Raw genomic sequence first — 26,955 nt, 5'->3', positions numbered from 1 at the left:
TCATTTATTTTTTTGCTAAAATTACAATATTAATTTTTCAAGAGAGGAAAAAAGTGGAACTTAACTATTATGAAATACTAGAAATTTCTCAAACATCAGACAAAGAAACCATAAAAAAAGCTTATAGAAAAATGGCATTAAAATATCATCCTGATAGAAACCAAGGAGATAAAGAAGCTGAAGAAAAATTTAAACTTGTCAACGAAGCTTATGAAGTTCTTAGCAATGATGAAAAAAGAAGCATATATGATAGATATGGAAAAGAAGGGCTTAAAGGACAAACAGGCGGATTTAATGGCTTTGGTGATGTTGATTTAGGAGATATATTTTCAAGCTTTTTTGGAGATAATTTTGGTTTTGGCAGCTCAGCACGCAAAAAGGAAAAAGGAAATAAATATCCTCATGATTTAAAAATAGCGACGAAAATTAGCTTTAAAGAAGCTGTTTTTGGTTGCAAAAAAACAATCGATTTTACCTATAAAAGCTTTTGTAAGTCCTGCAAAGGAAGTGGCTCAGAAAATGGAAAATTAGATACTTGTCCTCATTGTGGAGGAAAAGGACAAGTTGGTGTTAGACAAGGTTTTATGACCTTTGTGCAAACTTGTGATCATTGTAAAGGTAGCGGTCAGATTATCAAAGATAAATGTAAAACATGCCATGGTAATGGTTATGAAGAAATTAAAGATCGTATAGAGCTTGATATACCAGAGGGTATAGATAGCGGCATGAGCCTTAGAGTGCAAAACAAAGCCAATGAGCTTCCAAATTCTTCTCAAAGAGGTGATTTGTATATCAAAATCATCGTAGAAGATGATGATAAATTTATCAGACATGATGATGATATCTATACCATAGTACCTGTATTTTTTACCCAAGCTGCTCTAGGAAAGACTATTAAAGTTTCTACCATAAGAGGAGAGGCTGATCTTAAGCTTCCAGTAGGTGCAAAAGATAAACAAAAATTTGAATTAGCTAACGAAGGTGTTAAAAATATTCATAATGGAAAATTAGGCTCGCATATTGTACAAATTGAAATAAAGTTTCCAAAAACACTTACTGACGAACAAAAAAATCTACTATTACAACTTGAAAAAAGCTTTGGTTTAGCAGATGAAGAAGCTTTTATAGAACAAGAAAGCTTGTTTGATAAAATTAAATCTTGGTTTAGTCACTAAGGAAGTTTTAAAGCCATCTCCATGGCTTTATAAATTTCTTCTGTTTTTTGACACTCTAAAAATAACTCAAAAGCAAAAACACCTTGCCATAAAAGCATTTGTACGCCATCTTTTATTGTCAAGCCATTTTCTCTTGCTAATTTTAAAAAAGGTGTATTTTTGCCATAAATCACATCAAAAGCATATTTGGCTTGTTGAAAAAAACCTTTTAAAATCTCTTCTTGACAAGGTAATTTTTCATCATTTAAACCTACGCTAGTTGTATTAATAATCAAATCAAATTTCTTACTTAAATCAAGTTGGGCATATAAAAAACATGGATAATCGGTTAAATTTACAAATCTAGCACTAGAGCGATTTGTTATTGTAACTTCAATATTTCTAGATCTTAAAGCATAAGCTAAAGCTTTAGCCGTACCCCCAGCACCCAAAATCAAAGCATTTTTGATAAGAGTAAAATCTTCAATCGCTTTTAAAAATCCTAGATAATCTGTATTATAAGCATAAATTTTGTTATTTTTATTTAACAAAGTATTAGCAGAACCTATATGCATAACACTTTCATCTTTAAAATCAGCTATTTCACAAGCTACTTCTTTAAAAGGTATGGTGATATTAGCACCATCTAATTTTTGAACAATTTCTTTTAATTTTGTTTTATCTTTTAGATGATATCTTGTATAAGCTGCATCTTTTTTGAGAGCTTGCAAGGCATTATTATGCATTCTTGGAGATTTAGAATGCATAATAGGATCGCCTATAACTGCAAAAGTTTTCATTTTACTCTAAATGTAAAAGCACCTTTTGCTATTTTAGAACGTACTTTTTCTAATTCAGCCTTTAATTCACTTTCTTTATAAGGCCCAACTAAAACTTTTGTTAATTCTTTGCCATTTACTGTTGTTTTGTAAATTTTATAATCATATCCATTTTCTTTAAGTATATTTAATTCTTTTGATTTAGGGTCTAAACTATTTAAAGAAAAAACCTGAATATAAGCACCTGCAGGAAGTTGCGTTTGAACACTTGGAGTTTTTATACTCTCAAACAATTCATTTGTATTGCTTTGCTCTGGAACTTTTGGTTTTTCAACTACATTATTTTTTGGTTTTTCAGAAGGTTTTTGAATTGGTTTTTCTATGGATTTTTCTACAGGCTTAATCTCTTCTTGTTTTTCTTCCACCTTAGCAGGCTCTTCTTTTGATTCTACTGTAGCAATTTGATCTAACACACTATTACTTGGAACTTCTTGCTTTTCCTCTATAGTAGTATTTGTATCATTCAAAGAGCTTTCTTCTTTTAATTTTCTAGCTAAAGCTTCAAATTCATCTTCTTCTTTAGTACTATCTGTAATAGGTAAAGAATTAAAGTTATTTTCATAAGTAGCTTGCTCTTGCGGCTCTGATGGCATTTGTAATGTTTTTTCTTCACCTGGATCATTGATTAATTTCATTGCTATCATAACAACTAAAAATACAATGATTAAAATAATTGATCTAAGCAAAATTTTTTTAAGCTTTTCGCTTTTATTGTTTTTTTGCAAAATAATATCATCAAATTCATTTTTGTTATTTTCTTCCATTTTTTCATCCTTTCAAGAAATTACATGTGTTTAGACCAAGAGGCACCACGTTCTTTTTGATAAACTTCATAAGGCAGGGTTAATATATTAAATTCTCTAGGTATATCCATACTAGGAAAAACCTTCCACTCTACTGGCATCTTTTGAGAAAAAAGTAAAGATAATTTTGAGCCCAAAGAGCAAGCCTCGTTAAAGGTTGTATGTCCTTTATGAATATACAAATGCAAGTGATTATTAGTTCTTGTTCTATAAGCGGTAAAATTAATAAAACCCTCTTCTCTTAAAACAAGTTGCGCTCTATGCCAAAAACGCTCCGCATTGAAACCATTATAATCAAATACAATATTTTCAACCTTATCAAAACTATTAATCAAAGAATGCGCCACGATTATCTTTTTTTCCATATGCTCTTGTATAACACTAGCAGTTAATGGAGCATTGATTTTCTCAAATTTATCAAAGAAAATCCTACCCTTGTATTCATATTTATTCACTATAGTATCACGCTTTATATAATAATGGCTTGTAACCATTTTAATTAAAGCTAAATCCATTGTTGTAATCAAAATAAAGCCCTTTCATAAATAATAAAATTACTTGCTAAATCCTTTAGTTTAACCTTGATTTCCTCTTGTAGTTTAGTATTTTGTATATCATCTAAAATATCAGCTATATAATTTGCAACAATAGTAATTTGCTCTTCTTTAAAACCTCTAGCTGTTAAAGCTGCTGTTCCAAGTCTTAAACCACTCGTTACAAAGGGGCTTCTAGTTTCACCTGGAACAGTATTTTTATTAGCTGTAATACCTGCTCTCTCTAGCGCTAAATCTGCATCTTTACCACTAAATTCTTTATTTAAAAAGCTTAATAAAATCAAATGATTATCAGTACCACCACTGACTAAATCATATTTTCTATCTATTAAAACTTGTGCCAAAGTAGCGGTATTTTTAATGATTTGCTTAGCATAAATTTTCCACTCATCACTCAAATTATATTTAAATCCAACTGCCTTAGCAGCAATTACATGCATTAATGGACCACCTTGAATACCTGGGAAAATTGCGGAATTGATTTTTTTGGCAATTTCTTCATCATTACACATAATAATCCCGCCTCTTGGACCTCTTAAAGTTTTATGTGTAGTAGAACTTACAACATGAGCATAAGGGAATGGACTAGGATGTTCACCTGCTACAACCAAACCTGCAATATGCGCAATATCAGCAAATAAGTATGCGCCAACCTCATCTGCTATTTCTCTAAATTTAGCAAAATCAATCACTCTAGGATAAGCACTAGCACCACAAACAATAAGTTTTGGCTTAACTTCTTTTGCTATCTCTCTAACTTTATCATAATTAATTCTTCCATCAAGCTCAACTCCATAAAAAAAGCTTTCATAAACTTTTCCAGAAGAACTTACTTTAGAACCATGAGTTAAGTGTCCTCCATGGCTTAAATCCATACCCAAAATTCTATCACCAGGATTTAATAATGCCATATACACACCTTGATTTGCTTGTGAACCTGAACTAGGTTGTACATTGGCAAAATTACAATTAAAAAGTTTTTTACATCTTTCTATAGCAATCGTCTCAATCTCATCTACAAATTCACATCCACCATAATATCTTTTACCAGGATAGCCTTCTGCATATTTATTTGTTAAAATGCTACCCATTACCTCCATAACTTCTGGTATGGTAAAATTTTCACTTGCTATCATTTCAAGACCATCACATTGTCTTGCTAACTCTTTTTGGGTTAAATCAAAAATTTCTTTATCAAAATTTTCCAACATTTACTCTCCTTTTATCTCATTTTTAAGTGGTCTCATGGCTGGGAAAAGCACTACATCGCGAATTGATTTTTTATTAATTAAAAGCATAACTAATCTATCTATTCCTATACCTTGACCTGCGGTTGGCGCCATAGCATAACCTAGCGCATTAACAAAATCTTCATCCATTTCACATGCTTCTTCATCGCCTGCATTTTTTGCTTCAATTTGCTTTAAAAATCTCTCATATTGATCTAGTGGATCATTAAGCTCATTAAATCCATTAGCAATTTCTCTACCTGCGATAAACAACTCAAATCTTTCAGCAATATCTTTATCTTTATCACTTCTTCTAGATAAAGGACTTATAGAAATAGGAAAATCTATCACAAAAGTAGGATCAATCAATTTATCTTCAACATAATTATCAAAAAGTTCAGCTTGTAAATGACCTAATTCTAATTTTTCATTAGCTTCAAAGCCGTCTTTTTTTAGCTTTTCTAAGATTAATTCTTTATTATTAATAAGTTCATCATCTAAACCACCATATTTTTTTAACGCATCTTTATAAGTAATTCTTTCAAATGGCTTAGAAAAATCAATTATTTTTTCATCAAATTCAAGTTTTTTGTCTAATTTTAATTTATCCAAAAGCATAGCAAAAAGCTCTTCTGTTAAATCCATCAAATCATGATAATTATGATAAGCCCAATAAAACTCAATTGTAGTAAATTCAGGATTGTGCGTTAAATCCATCCCTTCATTTCTAAAACATCTATTAATCTCATAAACTGCCTCAAAACCACCTACAATCAAACGTTTTAGATATAATTCTGGAGCTATTCTTAAAAATCTTTCCACACCCAAAGCATTGTGATAAGTCACAAAAGGCTTTGCATTTGCTCCTCCTGCAATAGGATGCATCATTGGTGTTTCAACTTCCAAAAATCCTTTATTGTCAAAAAAAGATCTAATATAAGAAACAATTTTAGAACGTAAAATAAAATCTTTTCTCACTTCACTATTCATAATCATATCAAGGTATCTTTTTCTATATCTTTGCTCGATGTCAGTAAGCCCATGATATTTTTCCGGTAAAGGCACTATGGCTTTTGTAGCTATTTGAATTTGCTCCACATGAAGACTAAATTCTCCTGTTTTAGTCATAAAAGGAAAACCTTTAGCCAAAACAATATCTCCTACTTCAAGATATTTTTTTAAAATAGCAAAGTATTCTTCCCCTAAAATATTTTGATTAAAATAAATTTGTAAATTATCTTGCTCATCTTCTATATTAGCAAATACTGATTTACCAGCTATCCTAAGAAGCTTTAATCTTCCTGCTAACACCCCATGAGCATTTTCATCGCGCTGATTTTCCATATCTTTAATGTAAGCAAATTTACTTTTATATTCATTTATGCTCATTTCTTTTTTTAAAAAATGTGGATAAGGGTTGATTCCTAGTTCTTTTAATTCTTGTGCTTTTTGAATTTTTTGTTGTTCTAAAATATTATCAAACATTAAATATACCTTTATTTTTTACTACATTGTGGACATAAGCCATAAAGCTGCATTAAATGTCCTGTTAATTTAAAATTATATTCTTTTGCTATTAACATTTGTTGTTGTTCAATAATAGAATTTTCAAATTCCACAATCTCTCCACAACTTTTACAAATCAGATGATCATGATGAGGCTTATTTGCAAGTTCAAATTTCTTTCCTGAAGCACCAAAAGATATAGAAGTAGCCATACCTGATTCTTCTAATAAATTTAAAGTTCTATAAACTGTCGCAATACCTACATTTAGCTCAGGATTTTTTTGCTTAATTTCCACATATAAACTTTCTGGAGTATAATGCATATCACTATTATATAAGGTTTTTAAAAGCACTTCTCTTTGTTTAGTATATTTTAGACCATTATCTTTAAGTGTTTTTTTAAAACGCTCAAGTAAAACATCATATTCTATATTTTCAATTTGCATTATTTACCTCCGAATTTAGACTTAAATTAGAATCTATAATTTGTTCTTGTATTTTATCTAAACCATTTTGAGTAAAATCCGTATTCATTATAAAATCACCTGTTTGTCTAAGTAATTCTAATGTATAGCTATTTTTAGCATATTTTTCCAAGCTTGAATTTAAAAATTCTATATTATTAACACAAGCTACCAAAATAGCAAAAATCAAAAATATTTTAGCACTACCAAACAAAAATCCACCAATACGATCTATAAAACCAAGACCACTCATACTAAACATTTTTGATAGTATATTTCCCAAAGCCATACAAGCTATCCATATCACGATCAATAAAACTAAAAATCCCGCAAAAATTGCAAGATTTTCATTTTCAATTGCATAAAAATTATTATTAATAATTTCTGCTACTTCTTTAGCATATCTTGAAGCAAGTAAAACTCCACCAACTATACCTAACAAGCCAAAAATTTCTTTAAATAAACCACTTACTAAACCTTTCAAGCCTAAAATCACAGTTAAGCCCAAAACAAATACATCAAACCACGAAAAATTTTCCATCTACACTAAACTCCAAATATTTTATTCAATTATTTTAGGAACTATAAAAAATCCATCTTGAGAATTTGGAGCATGCTTGCTAATTACATCAAATACTTCAGATTTTATACTTTCATCTAGTCTAAATGGCGTTCCACCTTTTGTAGTGCTTGTCATAGCTTCCACATCATCAAGTTTTAATTCATCTAATTTTTCTACAAAATTAACAATTTGACTTAATTGCTCTTCTAATTCTTGTCTTTTCTCATCAGCAATTTTTAAAGCACTTAGCTTTTCAAGTTTAGTCAATAATTTATCATCAATTTGCATGATTTACCTTAATTTTAATTTATATCCAAGAAAACTCTTTTTTTTAGATTAAAAATTATAACATAAAATCATTTATTTTTTCATTTTTATATGTTACAATTATAGACTTAAAACAATAAATAATGTTTATTCTTGCTAAAAAAGGGAAAATATGGCTTTAAAAGAAAACTTAAAAGCAGTCCAAGAAGAATTAAGCTCTCAAGAGCAAATGATGGAAAATTTTATTAAATCTGAGCGCTTTATAAAAAAATACAAATACTATTTCATTACAATTATCGTGCTTTTGGTTGCATATTTTGGTGGAAGTTATTTTTATAATCTAAAACAAGAAAGTAATATTCAAGAAAGTAATATAATTTTTAATAATTTGTTAAAAAATCCTTCAGATCAAAAATTACTTGAAGAATTAAAACAAAAAAATGCAAATTTATACACCATATTCATCATGGGGCAAAACAATCAAGATCTTAATCAAACTTTAAGTCTTAATATAGATCCTTTGTTGAAACAAATAGTACTTGCTCAAAATAATCAAAAGTCAGAATTTTTAAAAGATTATAATACCCTACTAGCAGGTTTTGAATTTCTAAAACAAAATGATTTTAAAAATGCAGATATAGAATTTAATAAAATACCTATAAATTCTCCTTTATGGCAGATTATTACAAGCTTAAAACATTATCAAGGAATAAAATGAAACACTTTTATTTATTTATTATAACTTTAATATTTTTTAGCGCTTGTGGCACAAAAAGGGAGTATTATCAACCAACACAAACAGAACAACTTCCTTATAGCTCACATAATATTAATGGTAAGATTATAAATTTCAATAACAATATAGCACAATTAAATAGTAATTCCTTTATAGATTCCACGGGGAATATTATTAATTTTAAACTAGATAAAAATTATCATATTTTAAATATGCAACAAGAAGAAGTTCTTATTGGCGATGATAATGGAAATTTTAAGATTTTAAATTTACAAGGAGATGAATTATTTTCTCATAAATTTAATGAAAGCGTAGTAAGTGCAAGTATAGATGGAGATGATATAGCCTTGGTTTTAGCTAGCAATACCTTAGTATATGCAAATAAAAATCTTGGTATTAAAATGCTTCAAAATCTTGGTACAGCTTATGCTCAAGATAGTCGTTATGCTAATCCTTATTTTTTAAATACTATTATCATATATCCTATGCTTAATGGAAAATTAGCCATACTCAATAAAAGTACATTAAAAGTTAGTAAAGAAATTTTGGTAAGTAGTGAAGAATTTTTTAACAATATCATCTACCTTCATGTAAAAAATGATACAATGGTTGCTGCAACTGCACAAAAAATCATCGTTGTTACTCCAAATAGAACCTTATATTTAAACGAAAACATCAAAGAAGTAAATACCAATGATAATGAAATTTTCATACTTACAAAAGATGGAAGAATTCTTAAAAATGACTATAATCTTAGAAAAATCGATGAAGTAAAATTTCAATTTGCTCTATTTTCCAAAAGCACCTTATACAACAACTCTTTATATATTTTTGAAAAAACAGGTTATTTAATCAAATTAAACACCAATTTAAAAGATTATACAGTATATAAACTAAGTGAAGCTGTTGATAAAAAAAGTTTTATGGCAAATGGTAAATTTTTCTTTCAAAACAAATTTTTACAATTAAACTAAAATGAATCAAGAACTTAGTGATATTCTTATAAAACATGGAATTATTTTAAAAAACACTAAGTCTTTAGATATTCATGTTTTTAGCAAAAAGAAAAAAACAATTTGCATTTATGGAGAAAATACAAGTAAGCAATACTGCTTAATTTTATTTTCTTTTGCGAAAAGTAAAATTTTAACAAAAGAATGTCTAGAATTTGAAAGTATTTTTCAAAATATAAACCAAACTTTAAATTTAAATTTCAAAAATTATTTTATTTTTCATCAAGCTTTAATTTGTTCAAAAGCAAAAGAATATTTAGCTACCAAAGGAATTAAAAGTTATGCTTTTATGTGATATTGGCAATACAACCGCAAGTTTTTTAAACGAGCAAAAATTTCATTCTATGAGTATAGAACAGTTTTTACAATATGAACCAACACAGAAAGTATTTTATATCAATGTTAATCCAAATTTAGAGCAAAGATTGAAACAAAATCCCTTATTTATCAATCTTGCTCCATATTTTAACTTTGATACTATTTATGATAATTTAGGGGTCGATAGAATAGCAGCTTGCTATACTATAGAAGATGGTGTCGTAGTTGATGCAGGCTCTGCAATCACTGTAGATATTATCTCTAATTCTATTCATCTTGGTGGATTTATTCTTCCTGGTATTGAAAGCTATAAAAAATCTTTTTCTAATATTTCATCACGTTTAAAATATGAACTTAACACTCAAATAAATTTTGATGCTTTTCCCCAAAGAACTGTTGATGCTTTAAGTTATGGTGTGTTTAAAAGCATATATTTACTCATAAAAGATAGTGCATATGGTAAAAAATTATATTTTACCGGCGGCGATGGACAATTTCTTGCAAATTTTTTCGACTATGCAATTTATGATAAATTTTTAATTTTTAGAGGCATGAAAAAAGCTGTTTGTGAAAATTTTATACTTTAAAATTTATTTCTACGCCCCTACTCTTAAAATTATAAGCTTTATTTAAACTCAAAACAACTATATTTTGATATCATTAGCAAAAGTAAATATACAAAAGGAATTGATAACAATGGATCAAAAACATTTTGATACCGTAGTAATTGGCGGTGGGATTTCTGGTGCTGCGGCATTTTATGAGCTTGCTAGATATACAAATATTCAAAATATTGCTTTATTAGAAAAATATAATAATGCCGCAACTTTAAATAGTCATAGCACAAGCAATTCACAAACTATCCACTGTGGCGATATAGAAACAAACTATACCTTAGAAAAAGCAAAAAAAGTCAAAAAAACTGCAGATATGATTGTTAAATATGGTCTTTTGCAAAACGCACAAAATAAATTTATGCACTCACATCAAAAACTTGCACTTGCGGTTGGAGACAAAGAATGCGAGTATATGAAAAATAGATATGAAGAATTTAAAGAATTATATCCTTATATTAAATTTTATACCAAAAATGATATTAAACAAATAGAACCTAATGTTGTCTTAGGTGAAGATGGTATCAATGATAGAGCAGATAATATAGTAGCTATGGGCGTAGAAGAAGGTGAAATTTATACCACAGTAGATTTTGGATTAATGAGTCAAAATCTTATAGAACAAGCTTGCAAACAAGGTAAAAATACCCATGTAGCTTATAATCAAGAAGTTGTTTTTATAGAAAAAAAAGATGATATTTTTTATATAAAAACAAGAGATTTTAAAGAATATAGTGCAAAATCAATTATAGTAAATGCGGGTGCGCATTCTTTATTTTTAGCACATAAAATGGGTATAGGATTAGATAAATCTTGCTTTCCTGTTGCAGGAAGTTTTTACATGGCAAAAAGAAAAATTTTAAATGGTAAAGTTTATATGGTACAAAACCCAAAACTCCCATTTGCTGCGCTACATGGTGATCCTGATTTATTAACTAATATGAATACGCGCTTTGGTCCCACTGCCTTGGTTATCCCTATGTTAGAAAGATATCATGGTTTTAAATCGTTACCTGAATTTTTCAAAACATTAAATTTAGATATGAATGTAGTTAAAATTTGTTTTAATCTTTTTAAAGATTCTACTATTAGAAATTATATTCTTTATAATTATTTGTTTGAAATTCCTTATATTAACAAAAGACTTTTTGTAAAAGATGCCAAAAAAATAGTTCCTAGTTTAAAAACAGATGATATTTACTATGCTAAAAACTTTGGCGGAGTGCGCCCTCAAGTGCTTGATAAAAAGGCAGGAGAATTAATGCTTGGTGAAGCAAGTATCACTGAAATTCCAGGTATAATTTTCAATATGACACCAAGTCCAGGCGCTACAAGCTGTCTTGGTAATGGCTATAGAGATGCAAAACTTATTTGTCAATACTTAGGTGCTAATTTTAATGAGGATTTATTTACTAGCGAACTACTATAAAAAGGATAAGAAATGTTAAAAAAAACAAAAATAGTTGCAACGATCGGACCAGCAAGCGAAAATGAAGCTACAATAAGACAAATGATTATTAATGGGGTAAATGTTTTTCGTTTAAACTTTTCACATGGAACCCATGAGTATCATAGTCAAAATCTAGCTACCATTAGAAAAGTAGCAGCTGAACTTAATGCAAGAATTGGAATTTTACAAGATATTAGTGGACCAAAAATTAGAACCTTAAAGATTCCAGAAGCTTTTGAATTAAAAAATGGAGATAGACTAGACTTTTACAAGGATACTTTTGAAGGAGAAAAACTTTCTAATGAACATTATAAAGTCTGTATTAATCACCCTGAAATTCTTTCAATGCTAAAGGTAGGAGAATACATCTATCTTTGCGATGGTTCCATCAAAACCAAAGTAGTGCAAGTTGAAAAAGATTTTATCCAAACCCAAGTAGAAAATAGCGGGGTGCTTAGTTCAAACAAGGGAATTAATTTTCCAAATACAAAAATCAATATCGATGTTATCACCCAAAAAGATAAAGACGATCTTGCATGGGGCATTAAGAACGATGTTGATTTTTTAGCCATATCTTTTGTACAAAATGCTCATGATATTGATGAAGTTAAAAAAATACTTGATGAAAATAATGCTAAAATTGCTATTTTTGCAAAAATAGAAAAATTTGATGCTGTTGAAAATATCGATGAAATCATAAATTGCAGCGATGGTATAATGGTAGCAAGAGGAGATTTAGGCATTGAAGTGCCTTATTATAAAGTGCCAAATATACAAAAACTCATCATTAAAAAAGCCAACGAGGCTAATAAACCTGTCATCACTGCTACTCAAATGCTTTTTTCACTTGCAAAATCCAAAACTGCCACAAGAGCTGAAATTTCAGATGTTGCTAATGCTGTGCTTGATGGCACTGATGCAGTTATGCTTAGCGAAGAAAGTGCAGTGGGGATTGATCCGGCAAATGCGGTTGATATTATGACTCAAACTATCATTGAAACAGAAAAAAACTATCCTTATGAAAAATTTGAAAACTTTAAATGTTTCAATGAAACCGATATCATTGCTAAATCAAGCACACAACTAGCAACTAATTTAAATGCAAATGCAATTTTTACCATTACAAGCAGTGGTGCTTCTGCAGTTAAAACAGCAAGATATCGTCCAAAAATGGATATCATAGCTATTACTCATTCTAAAAAAGCCTTAAATTTTTTAAGTATAGTTTGGGGAGTTCAACCTGCTATATTGATAGAAAAACATGAAAATTTAACAGAACTTTTAAGCAATTCTATAAAACTTGGAGTTGAAAAAGGCCTTATGAAAAAAGATGGGGTTTACACTCTTACCGCAGGATTTCCAGTAGGTGTTGCAGGAAGTACAAATTTAATTAGAATTTTACAAAAAGATCAAATTGAATATTATTTAAGTTTGGGAAAATAACCCAAACTTAATATTCTTCTTCTATCAAATCACATAAGCAGTGTATGATTAAAATATGCATTTCTTGAATTCTAGCCGTATCATCGCTTGGAATGACTATATTATACTCACATAATGCATTCATCGCTCCACCACCTTTTCCGCTAAGCCCTATACATTTAGTACCAATTTCTCTAGCTTTTTCAAAAGCTTTGATCACATTTGGACTTTTTCCACTAGTAGAAATTCCAATCAATACATCATTATCACCAGCTAAAGCTTCAACTTGTCTTGAAAAAACAAATTCAAAACCATAATCATTTCCTATAGCACTTAAAGCAGAAGTATCAGTGCTTAGGGCAATAGCAGCTAAAGCCTTTCTTTCTTTTTTATATCTTCCACTAAGTTCAGCCGCAAAATGTTGGCTATCTGCAGCACTTCCACCATTTCCACAAATTAAAATTTTCCCTCCATTTTTCAAACATACTTTTAACTCTTGAACAACCGTAGCAATTTGCTCTTTTAAATTCAAACTTTGCTCCAAGGTTTTTTGATGCTGAATAAATTCCTTTTCAATTTTATTTATCATTTGCAATCCTATTAATTATATTAGTAGTGCTAAATCCATCTTCAAAGTCAATCAATTCTACTTTTTTCACTAAATTTGAACCCACTACTTCTTTGCCTTTATAATCAGCTCCTTTAACTAGCACATCAGGTTTTAAGAACTCTATTAATTCATAAGGAGTATCCTCATCAAAAATCACTACATAATCTACAAAATACATACTTGCAAGCATACATGCACGTTGGAACTCTAAATTTATAGGTCTTGAGTTTCCTTTTAGTCTTTTTACACCTTCATCTGAATTTAAACCTACAACTAAGATATCTCCTAATTTTTTAGCTTTTTCAAGATATTTTATATGGCCATAATGCATAATATCAAAACATCCGTTGGTAAAAACTACTTTTTGATTTTGTATTAACTTTACAAGTTCTTCTTTGCTTTTAATTTTATCTTCAAAAGAAGCTTTTTTGAGGTTTTTGATCTCTTCTAAGCTTACACTCACACTTCCTACTTTTGCTACCACAACAGCCGCTGCATCATTTGCTAGCTCGCACGCTTTTACAATATCAACTTTTAAAGCCAAAGCATAAGCAAGCATAGCTATAACACTATCTCCAGCTCCTGTTACATCATAAACTTCCAAGGCTTTTGCAGGAATAATATACAATTTTTCATCAAAAAGCGCTATTCCTTCTTCAGATAAAGTTATAATAGAATAAGTTAGATTTAAATCATCTTTTAATTTTTTTAAAGCTTTTTCTAAATTATCAATTTTTTCTACACCCAAAGCTTGAATAGCTTCTTTTTTATTTGGAGTTAGTAAGGTTGCATTTTGATATTTACTAAAATCACTTCCTTTTGGGTCAATCAAAATAGGTAAATTTAAAGTATTTGCATGCTCTATCAAAGCTTTTGTAACTTTTGAAGTTAAAGCTCCTTTAGCATAATCGCTCAAAATAATCGCATCATAATCTTTTACGATTTTTTTATACTCTTTGATAATTTCATCTTCTAATTTAGTGTTAAAATCATTCTCATCATCAAGTCTTAGAACTTGCTGAGAATGCGATAAAACCCTGCTCTTAAGAGGGGTTTTTCTATCTTTTTCTACTAATAACTTTGCATTTAAATTCTCTTTTAAAAACCTCCCACTCTCATCATCACCCACAAGCCCTAGAGCAAAAACCTCAGCGCCAAGACTTTTTAAATTTGCATACACATTACCAGCCCCACCTAATCTTTTATCTTCTTTTTGTGACTTCATCACCATTACAGGAGCTTCTGGAGAAATTCTAGTACAATCACACCATATATAATGATCCACCATAAAATCCCCAACAACTAAAATTTTTGGCTTTTTAGAACTTAAAAAATCAAGCATTTACTTCCTTTTCATAAAGCCTTTTAATTTCATCTAAATAATCTTTTACTCCCTCTTCAAGACTAAATTTAGCTTTATATGAAAAACTCTCATCTAATTTTGCTTGAGTATGAAATTGATAAGCGTTTTTATAAGGATTAGGAATATACTCACAAGGATAATTAGTATCTAATTCTTTTTGTAAAATATCTACTATATCTTGAAAAGTTCTTGCCTTGCCTGTAGCTACATTATAAATTCCACTTTTTGCTTCTAAAGCTTGCAAATTTGCGCTCACAACATCTTTAATATATACAAAATCACGATAAATTTGATCGCTTCCTTCAAACAAACGCGGACTTTTACCCGCTAAAATTTGATGTCCAAATTGCAAAATCATAGAAGCAGTGCTATTTTTAAAAAATTCTCCCTTGCCATATACATTAAAATATCTAAGCCCGACTATATGCATTTTATCAAAGTATTTTTTTGCTAATTTATCCATCATTAATTTTGAAAATGCGTAAGGATTTTTAGGAGCTTCACTTAAATTTACAGTTTGTGGGCTTGGTGCATCTCCATAAACTGAAGCTGAGCTTGCATAGATTAATTTTGCATTAAGCTCTAAAGCAAGTTCTATAAATTCCTTAAAAGTATTTAAATTAGTCTTTAAAACTTTATTTTGATCATAAACAGTTGTATCTGAAATTGCGGCCTTATGAAAGATCACATCAGGTTTAAAAGCTTTTATAATTTTTAAAGTTTTTTCATCATTAATATCACCTACATAAAGCTCACCTTCAAAATCTAAAATATTCTTAAAATGACCAAAACTTTCTAAATTTCCATTTTCAAAAGTAGCACTTGATCGCATTTTATCTACAATCAAAACCTCATGTTTATCCTGAAGTTCTAAAGCAAGAGCAGAACCTATAAAACCTGCTCCACCCGTTATTACTATTTTCATTTTTTATCCTTTAAATAATGCAAAAGTTCTTTTAAATTTTTAAAGATCTTATAGTTTTCATCATCATTATAATTTTCACTAATCAAAAATAGATTTTTTATACCAGCATTGATTCCAGCTTGCATATCACTTAAATTATCCCCTATAAAAAAAGATTGTGAAAAATCTATATTAAATTCTTTTTGTGCTTTTAAAAGCATGCCAGGTTTTGGCTTACGGCATTCACAATTTTCTAAATGCGGGCAGTGATAAATTTTTTCTATTCTAATGTTTCTTTTCAAAAACTCACCTAGCATATATAAGCTTAAAATTTCAAAATCTTTTTCACTATAATAAGCCCTTGCAATGCCTGATTGATTAGTAGCTACAAAAATTAAAAAATTTTGCTTTTGAAAAAATTCACAAAATTCAAAAATACCATCACAAAATTCAAAATCGCTAATCTTATGAACGTATTTTTTATCTATATTAATAATCCCATCTCTATCTAAAAATAACGCCTTTGTTTTCATGAAAAAATTATAATGAATTTTTTTTAAGATTTTATAATTTATCAAGTAAAAAAGTTTTTTAAGCGACTTTAAATAAAAAAAGCTTATAATTAAACACATTTTATTTTCAATTTATATAGGAGTGATACAATGAAAAAGCTACTTGTTTTATCAGCTTTAGCATGTCTTGGTGTTTCAGCTTTTGCTGCAGATGGTGCTACACTTTATAAAAAATGTGCAGTATGTCATGGTGCTAAAGCAGATAAAGTTTACCTTAACAAAGTTCCTGCTTTAAATACTTTAACTGCAGCTGAAAGATTACAATACATGAAAGACTATGCAGCAGGTAAAAGAAATGCTTATGGTCAAGGAGCGATCATGAAAATTAACCTTAAAGGTTTAACAGAAGCAGATTTCAAAGCAATTGAAGATTATATTGAAAGCTTAAAAAAATAATTTAACAGCCTTTATGGCTGTTTTTTGTTCTTTTCTAAAGCTTCTTTTTTTCTTTTTTCTAAAATCACCGCATCGTTTAACGCATCTTCACTATCATTTAAAGTAGTAAATTTATAATCATCATCAAATTGTTTATTCTTTATACCCCAAAGCAAAGCACAAATTGCTAAAAATAAAGCAACCAAAGAAACACCTATCATCATCATTAAAACACCGTTCATTTTTTAATCCTTAAAGCATTTAAAATTACTATTATACTACTAAAAGACATTGATAAAGCCGCAATTAAAGGATTAATCAAACCAAAAAAAGCTAAAGGCATGCTCAAGGCATTATAAAATAAAGAAAAAGCTAAATTTTGTTTAATAATTTGATAAGTTTTTTTAGCTATTTGCGTGGCTTTTTGTAAGCTTTTTAGGTCATTTTTTAACAATATAATATCACTATTTTCCATAGCAAGCTCAGAACCTTCTTTTAAAGAAACCCCAACACCTGCATAAGAAAGCGCTAGAGCATCATTTACCCCATCTCCTACCATTAAAACCTTACCTGTTTGATTTAAGTTAGCTATTATTTGCATTTTATCTTCTGGCATGCACGAGGCTTTGAAATTATTTATTTTTAATTTTTCAGCTACCTTACTCACAGCAGATAAATTATCACCACTTAACATATAAATTTGCATTTTGCATTCTTTCATAAATTCAATCAACTCTTCAGAGCTTTCTCTCATACTATCTTCTAACTCAAAAACTGCTAATATAGTTTTATTTTTAGCAAATATAAAATGCGTAGTTTGAAATTCTTGTACTTGTATATGATTTTCTTTGAAAAATTTCTCATTTCCTCCCAAAAATTCATCTTTACCCAAAAAGGCTTTATAACCTCTTGCTTGAAAATTTTGAATTTTTTCAAATTCTATTCTACTATCGATTTTTTCATCTAAAAATTTCAAAATGCTTTTAGCCACTGGGTGATTAGTTAGGTGTAAGAAATTTAATAACTCATTTTTATCTAACCTTTCATCTAAAAAGCTTTTTTTAACTTCTAAACTAGCCTTTGTTAAAACCCCTGTTTTATCAAACACAGCCACATTACACTTGCTCAAATCCTCCACAACACCTGCTTCTTTAAATAAAATTTTTTCTTTCAAACCAGCACTAATTGCTACTAAAGAACTCACCGGAGTAGCCAAAGCTAAAGCACATGGGCAAGCTATAATTAACACAGAAACCATGCGTATCATAGCTTCTTCAAAACCTAAATTTAATACAAAAAAAGTAAAAGTAAAGCAAAGTAAAGCACAAGTTAAAATAATAGGTGAAAAATACTTACTTACTTGCTGTACCATTTTTTCTATTTTGGCTTTTTTAGTACTTGAGTTTTCGAGTAAATTAATAATCCTAGCTAATTTAGAATCCTTATAAAGTGCATTTGCCTTATATAAAGCATTCCCACTTAAAACCAAAGAAGCAGAATAAATCATATCATCTTTTTGCACATCAAGCGGTAAACTCTCTCCGCTTAAACTAGACATATCCAAGCTAATATTACCACTAACACATACTCCATCTATTAAAACCCTATCGCCTTCTTTTAATTCTATGATATCTCCTACTTGCACTTCTTCTACATCGATATTTTCTATTTTGTCATTTTTTAAAACTCTTACTTCATTGCTTAAAAACGATCGTAAATGATCAAGCGTATCAAGAGCTTTTTTCTTGCTTAAAAGCTCTAAGTACTTTCCTATAAAAACAAAACAAATAATCATTGCCACAGAATCAAAATACACTTGCGAAGCTCTTGAAAACATTGCCCACACTGAATATATATAAGCTAAACTTGCTCCACTAATTACCAAAGTGTCCATATTAACACTTTTAAATTTCAAAGCATAATAGGCATTTTTATAAAAGATCGAGCCTGTGTAAAAAAGCACAGGAGTACAAAGTAAAAACTCAGCAAAATGCAAAATATCCTTAGTATCAGCTTCCATGCCACTAAAAAACCCAGCATACTTGGCTACAGATATCCACATGATATTCATCACACAAGCTATGGCAACTATTAATTTTGCATAAAAATCTCTTTTGGTTTGAGTTGCTCTTTGTTCATTTTTTGTAGGCAAATACACACTAGCTTTATAACCAATACTTTCTATACTTTGGATAATTTTTGCTAAATTTATGCTTTTTTCATCAAAAACAATTCTAGCTTTATGGGTAATAGAATTAATATCAACTTCTATCACCCCTTCACTTTTAATGAGAATTTTTTCATTAAGCCAAACACAGGCAGCACAATGAATTTCTTCTATAAGTAAAAAAATCTCACTAAAACCCTCTTTGGTTTTTTGTATGTATTTTTCATAATCTTTAACATTATGTTCTATTATCGCAGGAGTTAGAGTTTGATTGCCAAGTTTTTCATAAAATTCTTCCAAATTATTTTCTTGTAAAATCTCATAAACACTCTCACAACCCTTACAGCAAAAATAATTTCCATTTTTTTCTATCATTTGATCTTGTCTAAAGCTTAATTGGCAGTGTTTGCATTTCATCTTATACTTTCTTTGATAATTTTTTACAATATTTTATCATTTTTTTAAAATCACTATTTTAAAAATTATTTACAAAGCTATATTATAATTTTAAAAATTTGACAAAGAAGCATTTTTTTGAATAAAATCTCTTATTCATTATTAAATACTACATTTTCTACATTTTAGAGGATATATGGAAAATACAAAAGAAAAAAAACAACATCAAAGAACACACATTCCAGTGGAAGGTTATAAGATAGAAGACTTAAAGTTGCTTGATCTAGAAAGCTTAGTTAAAATTGCCAATGAAGCAGAAATAGAAAACCCAAGAGAATTTAGAAGACAAGATCTTATTTTTGAAATTCTAAAAGCACAAACCAAAAAAGGTGGTTTTATACTCTTTACAGGGATTTTAGAAATTTCACCTGAAGGCTATGGCTTTTTGCGTGGAATGGATTCAAATTTAAGCGATAGCGTAAATGATGCTTATGTATCAAACTCACAAATTCGCAAATTTGCTCTACGTGTTGGGGATATAGTTACCGGTCAAGTTAGAGAACCAAAAGACCAAGAAAAATACTATGCTTTATTAAAAATTGAAGCGATTAATTATCTTCCATTAAAAGAAGCTAGAGAAAGACCTTTATTTGACAATCTTACTCCAATTTTTCCAACTGAAAAAATCAAATTAGAATACGATCCTTTAAAACTAACAGGTAGAATGCTTGACTTATTTGCCCCTATAGGAAAAGGCCAAAGAAGCTTAATTGTGGCACCTCCAAGAACTGGTAAAACTGAGTTAATGAAAGAATTAGCTACTGCTATTGCTAAAAATCACCCAGAGGCTCATTTGATTGTACTTTTGGTAGATGAGCGCCCTGAAGAAGTTACAGATATGCAAAGATGTGTTAAAGGTGAGGTTTTTAGCTCAACTTTTGACTTACCTGCTTATAATCATGTTAGAGTAGCTGAGCTTGTTATAGAAAAAGCAAAAAGGATGGTAGAAACAGGTAAAGATGTCATTATTCTGCTTGATTCTATTACAAGATTAGCAAGAGCTTATAATACTGCTACGCCAAGTAGTGGTAAGGTTTTAAGCGGTGGAGTTGATGCAAATGCCTTGCATAAACCAAAACGCTTTTTTGGTGCAGCTAGAAATATAGAGCATGGTGGCTCATTAACCATTATAGCAACTGCTTTGATAGAAACAGGCTCAAGAATGGATGAAGTAATTTTTGAAGAATTTAAAGGAACAGGAAACAGCGAAATCGTTCTTGATAGAAATATTTCAGATAGAAGAATTTACCCTGCAATTAACATCATAAAATCAGGCACTAGAAAAGAAGAATTACTCCAAGGTGTCGAAAAACTTCAAAAAATTTGGGCAATTAGATCAGCTATTTCACAAATGGATGACATAGAGGCTTTAAAATTCTTATACTCTAAAATGCTAAAAACTAAAAGCAATGAAGAGTTATTATCTATCATGAATGAGTAGTAATGCTTCAAGCTCTTGCTGTTAAATACAGACCAAAAAATTTCAATGAACTTGTAGGGCAAAATACTGTTTCTACAAGCTTAAAATATGCTCTTGAAAATAATCGCTTAGCACATGCTTATTTGTTTTCAGGACTACGTGGAAGCGGAAAGACTTCAAGTGCAAGAATTTTTTCAAGAGCTCTAGTATGCGAAAAGGGACCAAGTGCTAACCCTTGTGGAGAATGCTCTCAATGTTTATCTTCACTCAGTGGCTCTAATATAGACATTATAGAAATGGATGCTGCAAGCCATAGAAGCTTAGAAGATATACAAGAGCTTATCGAGCAAGTCAAATACGCTCCATCTTTAGCTAGGTTTAAAATTTTTATTATCGATGAAGTGCATATGCTCACCCCACAAGCAGCGAATGCCTTGCTTAAGACCTTAGAAGAGCCACCAAGTTATGTTAAATTTATACTAGCAACAACCGATCCTTTAAAACTTCCTGCTACGGTTCTTTCAAGAACACAACATTTTAGATTTAAGCAAATTTCTACCCATGATATCTTAAATCATCTTGAATGGATTTTGGAAAAAGAAAATATTAGTTATGAAAAAGAAGCTTTAAAACTCATTGCAAGAAGCGGAAATGGTTCTTTAAGAGATACCCTAACCTTGCTAGATCAAGCCATAGTATATTGTCAAAATGATATACAAACACAAAAAATCACTGCTATGCTAGGCTTTTTAGATCCAGCTAAAATTGAAGAATTTTATCAAGCCATTTTAGCCAATGATAAAGATAAAGTTCTTGAGTTTTTAAAAGAATTTGAAGATTATGAGGCAAGTAATGTCATTGATGAGATGATATTTTTTTTAAAAGAAGCATTTTTTGCCAAAAATAATCTTTTTTCTATGCTAATTTATGAAAGATTTTTTAGAATTCTTTCACGCGCTAAGACTATGTTAAATTCTAGTGATGATGATAGCTTTGTACTTTGCGTTATGGCTTTCATGCTTATAGAAGCAACTTATCTAAAAAGCATTGATGAGGCTATTAAAGGTTCAAAGCAAGATAGCATGCCAAATCCAAAACAACAAGAAATTCCTTCTATTCAACAAACCTCTAAAGAAGAAAAACTTAGTCCTTATGAAAATCTCTTAAAAGCAATATATAAAAGAGATTATGACTTAGCTGAAGTTTTTAAAAAAACCACTCAATTTATTTCTTTTGAAGATGACATTTTAAGCATTAGCTCACATGCTAAAGATGATGATAGAATGGTTTTAAATAACGGTTTTAAATTAATCAAAACATTACTTCATGAGCTTTTTGGAGAAAAAGCACAAATTAAAATCCAAAAAATAGAAACCATAGATACTCAAAAACTACAAGATATATTCAAAACTCCCATAAAACAAGAAGTAAAAAACACACCAAATTTAAATGAGCATTTTGAAAATTTTAAAAAAGACGCTAAAAAATACGATCCTAAAGACGAAACCAAAGAGGCTCTTAATAAGCTCTTTGGTTCTCCGACAATACAAAATTAAAAACTACCATTGATTGAAATATAAATTCTTCTTCCCTCTTCTATACGGTTATAAGTATTTACCCAAACATCTTTGTCACCACTCTTATAAGAATCCCAATCACTTGTAAAACTTTTATCAAAAAGATTATAAATTGCTGCATTGATGTTCCAATTTTTATTGATATCATAACGCACACCCATAGAAGCTAAAAAGACATCTTGATAATATTCTCTATTAATATTTGTATCGCCCATATAACGATCTATTTGCCACTCACCTTTTATCCATGGAGTGAATTTATTAAAGATATTATAACTTGCTTTTAACATGATATTGTGTTTTAAACTATCAATTTCTGGCTTTCCTATCACAGCCTTATCTTGTGCATCTTTTACTTCGCTATCAAGATAAGTGTAAGCTAAATCTAAATTTAAATGGTCTATAGGAGTAATCCCTGCTCCAAGCTCTATGCCTTTGTATTCAACCTTGCCATGATTAATCGCTTGATAACAAGACTCAGCTTCACATTTTCCAATACCCGAAATCATACTGCCATTGCTAAATTTTTGACTAGAAATTTTATCTTTAAAATTTGTCAAAAACCCAGTAGCTGAAATATAAAATAAGTCATTATTATAAACAGCGGCTAATTCATAATTAAGCGATATTTCTTCTTTTAGATTTGGATTTCCATACATAGGGTACTTACCCTGTCCACTATAATTATAAGCACCAGCTATCAATCTATTAGCATATGGAGTTCTAAAGCCCGTTGAAACACCACCCTTTAAAGTAAGCTCACTAGTAGGATTATAAACTAAATAAGCTCTTGGTGAAATATTATTTCCAAAAATTTCATGATAATTGTACCTTGCACCAAAAGTAAATCTTAAATCATCTCTTATACTATACTCATCTTCTGCAAAAAGAGCTAATAAATATTGATCAAAATTTGTAGGATTAGCGATTTTATCTTGCATTTTTTCAAGTCTATATTCACCACCCACGCTTAAAATATGACTTTGGCCTAAAGGAATAACTGATCTTGTATCTACGATAATATCTTCAGCAACTATATCTCTATTTTGCCCTAAAAATGGCTGATTTGCTTGGCCAACCACCTCACGTCCATCGTTACTTACACGGTTATACTGCAAGGTAGAAGTAATCGAAAAATCTTCATACACACCCTCATGGCTTAAATAAGTTACCAACTTATCCACTTGCATAGTGTCTGTATAACCACCTGTTAAAGAGCCATCATTTTTATCTGTTGGTTTTGTTAATGTGCCTAGTTGGCCTTTTTTGTTATCATAATGATTTCTTGAAAAATCAATGTCAAATATCAAAGTATTATAATCATCTACTAAGTAATTTAACCTAGTTCCTAAACTAAAATTATTAGCTTTTGTAGGGCTTTGTGCTTGATCACCTTGCACTCTTTGTCCACTTCCATTGCTAAATTCAACATTAGATTGTTCCCTATAAAACTCTCTAAAACGTAAGGTTAATCCTAGGCGATCATTCATCAACGGGCCGCTTGAATATATACTTGTGCCATAAGTATTACCCCATTCTTTATGTGCATTAAAAATACTATCTAGACTAACTGATGTTTCCCATTTATCACTTACTTTTTTTGTGATGATATTTACAACACCACCTAAAGCTTCAGATCCATATAAAGTACTCATTGGCCCTTTGATTACTTCTATTCTTTCTATGCTAGAAATTGGAGGTAGGAATGAATTTGAAATTTCATTAAAACCATTAGGTCCTACTTCTCCGCCTATCCCTTGACGGCGCCCATCAATTAAAATTAAAGTATATCCAGTAATACCTCTCATGGTAATGTTATAAGATCCAGTTTTTCCTTTGCTAGCAAATAAATCCACACCAGGAATATCAGCAATAGCTTCGGCAACATCTCTATAAGGCTTACTTTCCAAATCTTTTTTGCTAATCACATTTATAGTGGCAGGGGCTTCTTTAATATCTTGAGAAAAACCAGAAGCACTTACTATGGAGCTATCTAATAAAACTTCTTGTGATAAAGCATTACAGACCAAAAAACTAGCAACACAAAACGATAAACAATGTTTTTTCATTATTTCCTTTCTTAAACAAACAAAAATTTTAAAAATTGGCATATTATGATAATAATTATTAATTTAAAATAAATTTATTGTATCAATTATGATAATTGTTATTAATAAAAAATTTAATTTTTAGTAATATAATCACAAAAATTTTTAAAATGAGGGTATAATGGAATTTTTAAAAACTTACATTGACTTAATTATATTTATTGTTTTAGGAATAATGGCATTTATTGCTATATGGTGTACTATAGAACGTATCTTGTTTTTTAGAAAAATTAAGCTAAACGACTATCAATGTCAAGAAAAATTTGATGATGCAATTAGTGAAAATCTTACTATGCTTTATATCATTTACACTAATGCTCCTTATGTAGGGCTTTTAGGAACTGTAGTAGGGATTATGATTACATTTTACGACATGGGAGCAAGTGGGAATATTGATGTTAAATCTATTGTTATTGGCTTATCGCTAGCTTTAAAGGCTACAGCATTGGGAATTTTAGTTGCTATTCCTTCTTTGATGGCTTATAATGGATTGCTTAGAAAAATATCAACCTTGAGTAATGCATATCGTATTTTTAAGGATAAAAATGCTTAAATTGCCAAAAAATGAGGGTTTAAACATCATTCCTTTTATAGACATAATGCTTGTTTTACTAGCCATTGTTTTAAGCATATCCACTTTTATCGCGCATGGTGAAATTAAAATCAATCTACCTCAAAGTGAAAATTCAAATTCTATAAATGAAAATAAAGACAAAGTGAGTATTTTAATCAATAAAGAAAATGAATTTTATATCGATGGAAAAACAGCTTCCTTAGAAGAAATAAAAGCAAAATTTGACACTATAGGTTCTAAAACATTAGTAGAGTTAAAAAGTGATAAAGAAGCAAAATTTGAAAGTTTTGTAAAAATTATTGATATTTTAAAAAATAAAAATCATGAAAATTTTCAAATTTTAACAGAGCAAAAAAGATGAAAACATTCATAAACAATCATAAAAATCAATCCTTTTTTATCACTTTATTTCTCTTTTCGCCTTTATTTTTTGTTTTTATTTATACTAATAATTTTTTACATATACAACATAGTGTTTCAAAAGAAGAAAAATTTAATATAGCTATAAAACAATTTTTGCAAGATTCCCCTAAAGCAAAAACCGAACAGCCTAAACAAGAAAAAATAAAAGAGCTAAAACAAACAAAAGAAAAAGCTATTATGCAACCTAAAAAAGTAAATACTTTAGCTAATACCAAGATAACAAATCAATCAAATGAAGAAATAAAATCTCAAAAAACTTTAACCCAAGAAAAAAACACTCCAACAACTTCTCAAGAAAGCATATCTTTAACTAATAATAATGAGCTTTTAAAAGAAGTCAAACAAGCTATAGATGAAGCTTTAATCTATCCTAGACAAGCCAAAAAAATGCGAATGAGTGGCGAAATTTTAGTAGAATTCACATGGACTAAAGATAAAAATCTATTAAACTTAAAAATATTAAAACCATCAAAATATAAATTATTGAACAATAGTGCCTTAGAAACTATACATATAGCGTCTAAGAATTTTCCACAGTATGAAAAAACTTTTCATATAAGAATACCATTAATATATAAAATAAACTAAGCAAAATTGCTTAGTTTGTCGTGATTAAATTATGCCCTTTATAAATTCCATAAATTTTATAATCTCCATTTTTAAGCATTAAAACTACAGGATATTCTTCTTCATAACCTTGCTCCATTCCAGGACTTCCCTGAGGCATACCAGGAGCAGAAATACCTATAACATCTTCAGGTTTATTTTTCAAAAGCCAAGCAACTGCATCTTCAGGCACATGCCCTTCTATAGCATAACCATCAATTACGCCAGTATGGCAACTTTGATACATAGGCTGAATATTCATTTTTTCTTTTATTTTTAAAAAATTCTCACTTTTGTGTATTTGCACTTTATAACCTTTATCTTTCATATAATTAGCCCAAAGATCACAGCATCCACAAGTAGGACTTTCATAAATATTCAATAATTTTTCATTAGCCAATAAAGTTGTAAAACCCAACGATAAAGTTAAAAATAATTTTTTCATATATCCTCCAAAAATAAAAAAGATAAAATACATTATAAAAATTAATACTTTTTATAAAACCAATAATTTTTATTTTAAAATATACTAATTATACTCCTATTTCACTCACAAATACTTATTACAAATATTAACTTTGCAAAAACCTAAAAAACAAATTCACCAAATTTACTATAAGCAATTTAAAATTGAAAAAATTAAAACAGTCAAGCCAATTAAATTACTAAAGATATAGAAATAAAAACATAAATCAACCAAGTCAAATATCCAACCATCCAAAAAACAAAAGATAAATCACTAAAGCTCATAATAACTAAACCACTAATTAAAAACCATAAAAATAAAATAACAAACCCACCAAAGAAGTCATTAAAACAATTCAACAACCAACAACACAAATCTAAGCCATAAGAAACAACACATAAAA

At 29.4% G+C, this 26,955-nt stretch carries 30 protein-coding genes; 13 read left to right on the top strand and 17 right to left on the bottom strand.

Annotated features, from left to right (window positions below):
- Window positions 1-53: 53 nt before the first annotated feature.
- On the top strand, window positions 54-1,175 hold the full coding sequence (gene dnaJ, locus CAMP18497_RS06225) for a molecular chaperone DnaJ (protein WP_263677898.1): 1,122 nt from the start codon (window positions 54-56) through the stop codon (window positions 1,173-1,175).
- Here dnaJ and CAMP18497_RS06220 read toward each other — a convergent pair.
- From CAMP18497_RS06220 to gatC, 8 genes are read right to left on the bottom strand one after another with little or no spacing between them, the layout of a single operon-like run.
- Window positions 1,172-1,954 (bottom strand): shikimate dehydrogenase, encoded by a 783-nt coding sequence (locus CAMP18497_RS06220; protein WP_263677897.1) that lies wholly within the window; start codon window positions 1,952-1,954, stop codon window positions 1,172-1,174. The genes dnaJ and CAMP18497_RS06220 overlap by 4 nt on opposite strands.
- On the bottom strand, window positions 1,951-2,757 hold the full coding sequence (locus CAMP18497_RS06215; RefSeq protein WP_263677896.1) for an SPOR domain-containing protein: 807 nt from the start codon (window positions 2,755-2,757) through the stop codon (window positions 1,951-1,953). The genes CAMP18497_RS06220 and CAMP18497_RS06215 overlap by 4 nt, the downstream gene beginning before the upstream one ends.
- A 20-nt stretch (window positions 2,758-2,777) precedes the next feature.
- Complete coding sequence (locus tag CAMP18497_RS06210; RefSeq protein ID WP_263675352.1) at window positions 2,778-3,323, bottom strand: DUF1882 domain-containing protein; 546 nt, start codon at window positions 3,321-3,323, stop codon at window positions 2,778-2,780.
- Window positions 3,320-4,561 carry a serine hydroxymethyltransferase gene (locus tag CAMP18497_RS06205; protein ID WP_257397119.1) on the bottom strand — a complete coding sequence of 414 codons (1,242 nt, stop codon included), beginning with the start codon at window positions 4,559-4,561 and terminating at the stop codon, window positions 3,320-3,322. Before CAMP18497_RS06205 ends, CAMP18497_RS06210 begins: the two co-directional genes overlap by 4 nt.
- Window positions 4,562-6,064, bottom strand: a complete 1,503-nt coding sequence (gene lysS, locus CAMP18497_RS06200; protein WP_337213208.1) for a lysine--tRNA ligase — start codon at window positions 6,062-6,064, stop codon at window positions 4,562-4,564.
- Between the two features lie 11 nt (window positions 6,065-6,075).
- The gene (locus CAMP18497_RS06195) at window positions 6,076-6,531 is read right to left on the bottom strand and encodes a Fur family transcriptional regulator (RefSeq protein WP_043019516.1); all 456 of its coding nucleotides are present in this window, start codon (window positions 6,529-6,531) and stop codon (window positions 6,076-6,078) included.
- Entirely contained in the window at window positions 6,521-7,090 is a 570-nt protein-coding gene (locus tag CAMP18497_RS06190) for a CvpA family protein (RefSeq protein ID WP_263724476.1), read from the bottom strand. The genes CAMP18497_RS06195 and CAMP18497_RS06190 overlap by 11 nt, the downstream gene beginning before the upstream one ends.
- Before the next feature lie 21 nt (window positions 7,091-7,111).
- On the bottom strand, window positions 7,112-7,399 hold the full coding sequence (gene gatC / locus CAMP18497_RS06185; protein WP_039625566.1) for an Asp-tRNA(Asn)/Glu-tRNA(Gln) amidotransferase subunit GatC: 288 nt from the start codon (window positions 7,397-7,399) through the stop codon (window positions 7,112-7,114).
- Window positions 7,400-7,550: 151 nt separating this feature from the next.
- Here gatC and CAMP18497_RS06180 point away from each other — a divergent pair, with 151 nt between their 5' ends.
- From CAMP18497_RS06180 to pyk, 6 genes are all read left to right on the top strand, one after another.
- Entirely contained in the window at window positions 7,551-8,096 is a 546-nt protein-coding gene (locus CAMP18497_RS06180; protein WP_263727318.1) for a hypothetical protein, read from the top strand.
- Window positions 8,093-9,088 carry a hypothetical protein gene (locus tag CAMP18497_RS06175; RefSeq protein WP_337213203.1) on the top strand — a complete coding sequence of 332 codons (996 nt, stop codon included), beginning with the start codon at window positions 8,093-8,095 and terminating at the stop codon, window positions 9,086-9,088. The genes CAMP18497_RS06180 and CAMP18497_RS06175 overlap by 4 nt, the downstream gene beginning before the upstream one ends.
- Before the next feature lies 1 nt (window position 9,089).
- A complete protein-coding gene (locus CAMP18497_RS06170; protein WP_087700103.1) occupies window positions 9,090-9,422 on the top strand; it encodes a hypothetical protein in 333 nt (110 codons plus the stop codon).
- Window positions 9,409-10,032, top strand: a complete 624-nt coding sequence (locus tag CAMP18497_RS06165) for a type III pantothenate kinase (protein WP_087700105.1) — start codon at window positions 9,409-9,411, stop codon at window positions 10,030-10,032. Before CAMP18497_RS06170 ends, CAMP18497_RS06165 begins: the two co-directional genes overlap by 14 nt.
- A 109-nt stretch (window positions 10,033-10,141) precedes the next feature.
- Window positions 10,142-11,488: an FAD-dependent oxidoreductase gene (locus tag CAMP18497_RS06160; RefSeq protein WP_337213200.1), complete on the top strand. Its 1,347-nt coding sequence runs from the start codon at window positions 10,142-10,144 to the stop codon at window positions 11,486-11,488.
- A 12-nt stretch (window positions 11,489-11,500) separates the two neighbouring features.
- The gene (pyk, locus tag CAMP18497_RS06155; protein WP_337213198.1) at window positions 11,501-12,952 is read left to right on the top strand and encodes a pyruvate kinase; all 1,452 of its coding nucleotides are present in this window, start codon (window positions 11,501-11,503) and stop codon (window positions 12,950-12,952) included.
- 7 nt (window positions 12,953-12,959) lie between these two features.
- Here pyk and gmhA read toward each other — a convergent pair whose 3' ends face one another.
- From gmhA to CAMP18497_RS06135, 4 genes are read right to left on the bottom strand one after another with little or no spacing between them, the layout of a single operon-like run.
- Window positions 12,960-13,520, bottom strand: coding sequence for a D-sedoheptulose 7-phosphate isomerase (gene gmhA / locus CAMP18497_RS06150; RefSeq protein WP_337213196.1), 561 nt, complete (start codon window positions 13,518-13,520; stop codon window positions 12,960-12,962).
- Window positions 13,510-14,883: a D-glycero-beta-D-manno-heptose-7-phosphate kinase gene (rfaE1, locus tag CAMP18497_RS06145; protein ID WP_337213194.1), complete on the bottom strand. Its 1,374-nt coding sequence runs from the start codon at window positions 14,881-14,883 to the stop codon at window positions 13,510-13,512. Before rfaE1 ends, gmhA begins: the two co-directional genes overlap by 11 nt.
- A complete protein-coding gene (gene rfaD / locus CAMP18497_RS06140; RefSeq protein WP_337213192.1) occupies window positions 14,876-15,829 on the bottom strand; it encodes an ADP-glyceromanno-heptose 6-epimerase in 954 nt (317 codons plus the stop codon). The genes rfaE1 and rfaD overlap by 8 nt, the downstream gene beginning before the upstream one ends.
- Window positions 15,826-16,341 carry a D-glycero-alpha-D-manno-heptose-1,7-bisphosphate 7-phosphatase gene (locus CAMP18497_RS06135; protein WP_337213190.1) on the bottom strand — a complete coding sequence of 172 codons (516 nt, stop codon included), beginning with the start codon at window positions 16,339-16,341 and terminating at the stop codon, window positions 15,826-15,828. Before CAMP18497_RS06135 ends, rfaD begins: the two co-directional genes overlap by 4 nt.
- Window positions 16,342-16,470: 129 nt before the next feature.
- Here CAMP18497_RS06135 and CAMP18497_RS06130 point away from each other — a divergent pair, with 129 nt between their 5' ends.
- A complete protein-coding gene (locus CAMP18497_RS06130; protein WP_087700117.1) occupies window positions 16,471-16,776 on the top strand; it encodes a c-type cytochrome in 306 nt (101 codons plus the stop codon).
- 11 nt (window positions 16,777-16,787) lie between these two features.
- Here CAMP18497_RS06130 and ccoS read toward each other — a convergent pair whose 3' ends face one another.
- Together ccoS and CAMP18497_RS06120 are read right to left on the bottom strand one after the other, a co-directional pair.
- Window positions 16,788-16,997 (bottom strand): cbb3-type cytochrome oxidase assembly protein CcoS, encoded by a 210-nt coding sequence (ccoS, locus tag CAMP18497_RS06125; protein ID WP_214099529.1) that lies wholly within the window; start codon window positions 16,995-16,997, stop codon window positions 16,788-16,790.
- A complete protein-coding gene (locus tag CAMP18497_RS06120; RefSeq protein ID WP_337213188.1) occupies window positions 16,994-19,339 on the bottom strand; it encodes a heavy metal translocating P-type ATPase in 2,346 nt (781 codons plus the stop codon). The genes ccoS and CAMP18497_RS06120 overlap by 4 nt, the downstream gene beginning before the upstream one ends.
- Window positions 19,340-19,514: 175 nt before the next feature.
- Here CAMP18497_RS06120 and rho point away from each other — a divergent pair, with 175 nt between their 5' ends.
- Together rho and CAMP18497_RS06110 are read left to right on the top strand one after the other, a co-directional pair.
- Window positions 19,515-20,819, top strand: coding sequence for a transcription termination factor Rho (gene rho, locus CAMP18497_RS06115; RefSeq protein WP_039617780.1), 1,305 nt, complete (start codon window positions 19,515-19,517; stop codon window positions 20,817-20,819).
- Between the two features lie 2 nt (window positions 20,820-20,821).
- Window positions 20,822-22,354 (top strand): DNA polymerase III subunit gamma/tau, encoded by a 1,533-nt coding sequence (locus CAMP18497_RS06110; RefSeq protein ID WP_337213185.1) that lies wholly within the window; start codon window positions 20,822-20,824, stop codon window positions 22,352-22,354.
- On the opposite strand, the gene cfrA is transcribed toward CAMP18497_RS06110, so the two are convergent.
- A complete protein-coding gene (cfrA, locus tag CAMP18497_RS06105) occupies window positions 22,351-24,444 on the bottom strand; it encodes a TonB-dependent ferric enterobactin receptor CfrA (RefSeq protein ID WP_337213183.1) in 2,094 nt (697 codons plus the stop codon). The two genes, CAMP18497_RS06110 and cfrA, sit on opposite strands and share 4 nt — an antisense overlap.
- A 160-nt stretch (window positions 24,445-24,604) precedes the next feature.
- On the opposite strand from cfrA, the gene exbB reads away from it, so the two are divergent.
- Genes exbB through CAMP18497_RS06090 form a run of 3 tightly spaced genes read left to right on the top strand, consistent with a single transcriptional unit; the run spans window position 24,605 to window position 26,068 of the window.
- Window positions 24,605-25,036, top strand: coding sequence for a TonB-system energizer ExbB (exbB, locus tag CAMP18497_RS06100; protein ID WP_149062773.1), 432 nt, complete (start codon window positions 24,605-24,607; stop codon window positions 25,034-25,036).
- Window positions 25,029-25,418 carry a TonB system transport protein ExbD gene (gene exbD / locus CAMP18497_RS06095; protein ID WP_337213181.1) on the top strand — a complete coding sequence of 130 codons (390 nt, stop codon included), beginning with the start codon at window positions 25,029-25,031 and terminating at the stop codon, window positions 25,416-25,418. The genes exbB and exbD overlap by 8 nt, the downstream gene beginning before the upstream one ends.
- Window positions 25,415-26,068 carry an energy transducer TonB family protein gene (locus CAMP18497_RS06090; RefSeq protein WP_337213179.1) on the top strand — a complete coding sequence of 218 codons (654 nt, stop codon included), beginning with the start codon at window positions 25,415-25,417 and terminating at the stop codon, window positions 26,066-26,068. The genes exbD and CAMP18497_RS06090 overlap by 4 nt, the downstream gene beginning before the upstream one ends.
- 10 nt (window positions 26,069-26,078) lie before the next feature.
- Here CAMP18497_RS06090 and CAMP18497_RS06085 read toward each other — a convergent pair whose 3' ends face one another.
- Both CAMP18497_RS06085 and CAMP18497_RS06080 read right to left on the bottom strand, forming a co-directional pair.
- Window positions 26,079-26,531 (bottom strand): DUF411 domain-containing protein, encoded by a 453-nt coding sequence (locus CAMP18497_RS06085; RefSeq protein WP_337213177.1) that lies wholly within the window; start codon window positions 26,529-26,531, stop codon window positions 26,079-26,081.
- A gap of 212 nt (window positions 26,532-26,743) precedes the next feature.
- The coding region (locus tag CAMP18497_RS06080; RefSeq protein WP_337213175.1) for a hypothetical protein at window positions 26,744-26,955 on the bottom strand (212 nt) is incomplete at its 5' end.

The sequence above is a fragment of the Campylobacter sp. W0066.1 genome, from assembly GCF_024723635.1.
Taxonomy (GTDB): Bacteria; Campylobacterota; Campylobacteria; order Campylobacterales; family Campylobacteraceae; genus Campylobacter_D; species Campylobacter_D lari_C.
Note: the sequence above shows the minus strand (reverse complement) of the source record. Positions and strands in the feature narration are given on the sequence as shown.

What these genes read in the sequence shown, in the direction of transcription:
- CAMP18497_RS06220 (WP_263677897.1), bottom strand. Translation starts at nt 1,954, where the DNA reads ATGAAAACTTTTGCAGTTATAGGCGATCCTATTATGCATTCTAAATCT.
- CAMP18497_RS06215 (WP_263677896.1), bottom strand. Translation starts at nt 2,757, where the DNA reads ATGGAAGAAAATAACAAAAATGAATTTGATGATATTATTTTGCAAAAA.
- CAMP18497_RS06205 (WP_257397119.1), bottom strand. Translation starts at nt 4,561, where the DNA reads ATGTTGGAAAATTTTGATAAAGAAATTTTTGATTTAACCCAAAAAGAG.
- lysS (WP_337213208.1), bottom strand. Translation starts at nt 6,064, where the DNA reads ATGTTTGATAATATTTTAGAACAACAAAAAATTCAAAAAGCACAAGAA.
- CAMP18497_RS06195 (WP_043019516.1), bottom strand. Translation starts at nt 6,531, where the DNA reads ATGCAAATTGAAAATATAGAATATGATGTTTTACTTGAGCGTTTTAAA.
- CAMP18497_RS06190 (WP_263724476.1), bottom strand. Translation starts at nt 7,090, where the DNA reads ATGGAAAATTTTTCGTGGTTTGATGTATTTGTTTTGGGCTTAACTGTG.
- gatC (WP_039625566.1), bottom strand. Translation starts at nt 7,399, where the DNA reads ATGCAAATTGATGATAAATTATTGACTAAACTTGAAAAGCTAAGTGCT.
- CAMP18497_RS06180 (WP_263727318.1), top strand. Translation starts at nt 7,551, where the DNA reads ATGGCTTTAAAAGAAAACTTAAAAGCAGTCCAAGAAGAATTAAGCTCT.
- CAMP18497_RS06175 (WP_337213203.1), top strand. Translation starts at nt 8,093, where the DNA reads ATGAAACACTTTTATTTATTTATTATAACTTTAATATTTTTTAGCGCT.
- CAMP18497_RS06170 (WP_087700103.1), top strand. Translation starts at nt 9,090, where the DNA reads ATGAATCAAGAACTTAGTGATATTCTTATAAAACATGGAATTATTTTA.
- CAMP18497_RS06165 (WP_087700105.1), top strand. Translation starts at nt 9,409, where the DNA reads ATGCTTTTATGTGATATTGGCAATACAACCGCAAGTTTTTTAAACGAG.
- CAMP18497_RS06160 (WP_337213200.1), top strand. Translation starts at nt 10,142, where the DNA reads ATGGATCAAAAACATTTTGATACCGTAGTAATTGGCGGTGGGATTTCT.
- pyk (WP_337213198.1), top strand. Translation starts at nt 11,501, where the DNA reads ATGTTAAAAAAAACAAAAATAGTTGCAACGATCGGACCAGCAAGCGAA.
- gmhA (WP_337213196.1), bottom strand. Translation starts at nt 13,520, where the DNA reads ATGATAAATAAAATTGAAAAGGAATTTATTCAGCATCAAAAAACCTTG.
- rfaE1 (WP_337213194.1), bottom strand. Translation starts at nt 14,883, where the DNA reads ATGCTTGATTTTTTAAGTTCTAAAAAGCCAAAAATTTTAGTTGTTGGG.
- rfaD (WP_337213192.1), bottom strand. Translation starts at nt 15,829, where the DNA reads ATGAAAATAGTAATAACGGGTGGAGCAGGTTTTATAGGTTCTGCTCTT.
- CAMP18497_RS06135 (WP_337213190.1), bottom strand. Translation starts at nt 16,341, where the DNA reads ATGAAAACAAAGGCGTTATTTTTAGATAGAGATGGGATTATTAATATA.
- CAMP18497_RS06130 (WP_087700117.1), top strand. Translation starts at nt 16,471, where the DNA reads ATGAAAAAGCTACTTGTTTTATCAGCTTTAGCATGTCTTGGTGTTTCA.
- ccoS (WP_214099529.1), bottom strand. Translation starts at nt 16,997, where the DNA reads ATGAACGGTGTTTTAATGATGATGATAGGTGTTTCTTTGGTTGCTTTA.
- CAMP18497_RS06120 (WP_337213188.1), bottom strand. Translation starts at nt 19,339, where the DNA reads ATGAAATGCAAACACTGCCAATTAAGCTTTAGACAAGATCAAATGATA.
- rho (WP_039617780.1), top strand. Translation starts at nt 19,515, where the DNA reads ATGGAAAATACAAAAGAAAAAAAACAACATCAAAGAACACACATTCCA.
- CAMP18497_RS06110 (WP_337213185.1), top strand. Translation starts at nt 20,822, where the DNA reads ATGCTTCAAGCTCTTGCTGTTAAATACAGACCAAAAAATTTCAATGAA.
- cfrA (WP_337213183.1), bottom strand. Translation starts at nt 24,444, where the DNA reads ATGAAAAAACATTGTTTATCGTTTTGTGTTGCTAGTTTTTTGGTCTGT.
- exbB (WP_149062773.1), top strand. Translation starts at nt 24,605, where the DNA reads ATGGAATTTTTAAAAACTTACATTGACTTAATTATATTTATTGTTTTA.
- exbD (WP_337213181.1), top strand. Translation starts at nt 25,029, where the DNA reads ATGCTTAAATTGCCAAAAAATGAGGGTTTAAACATCATTCCTTTTATA.
- CAMP18497_RS06090 (WP_337213179.1), top strand. Translation starts at nt 25,415, where the DNA reads ATGAAAACATTCATAAACAATCATAAAAATCAATCCTTTTTTATCACT.
- CAMP18497_RS06085 (WP_337213177.1), bottom strand. Translation starts at nt 26,531, where the DNA reads ATGAAAAAATTATTTTTAACTTTATCGTTGGGTTTTACAACTTTATTG.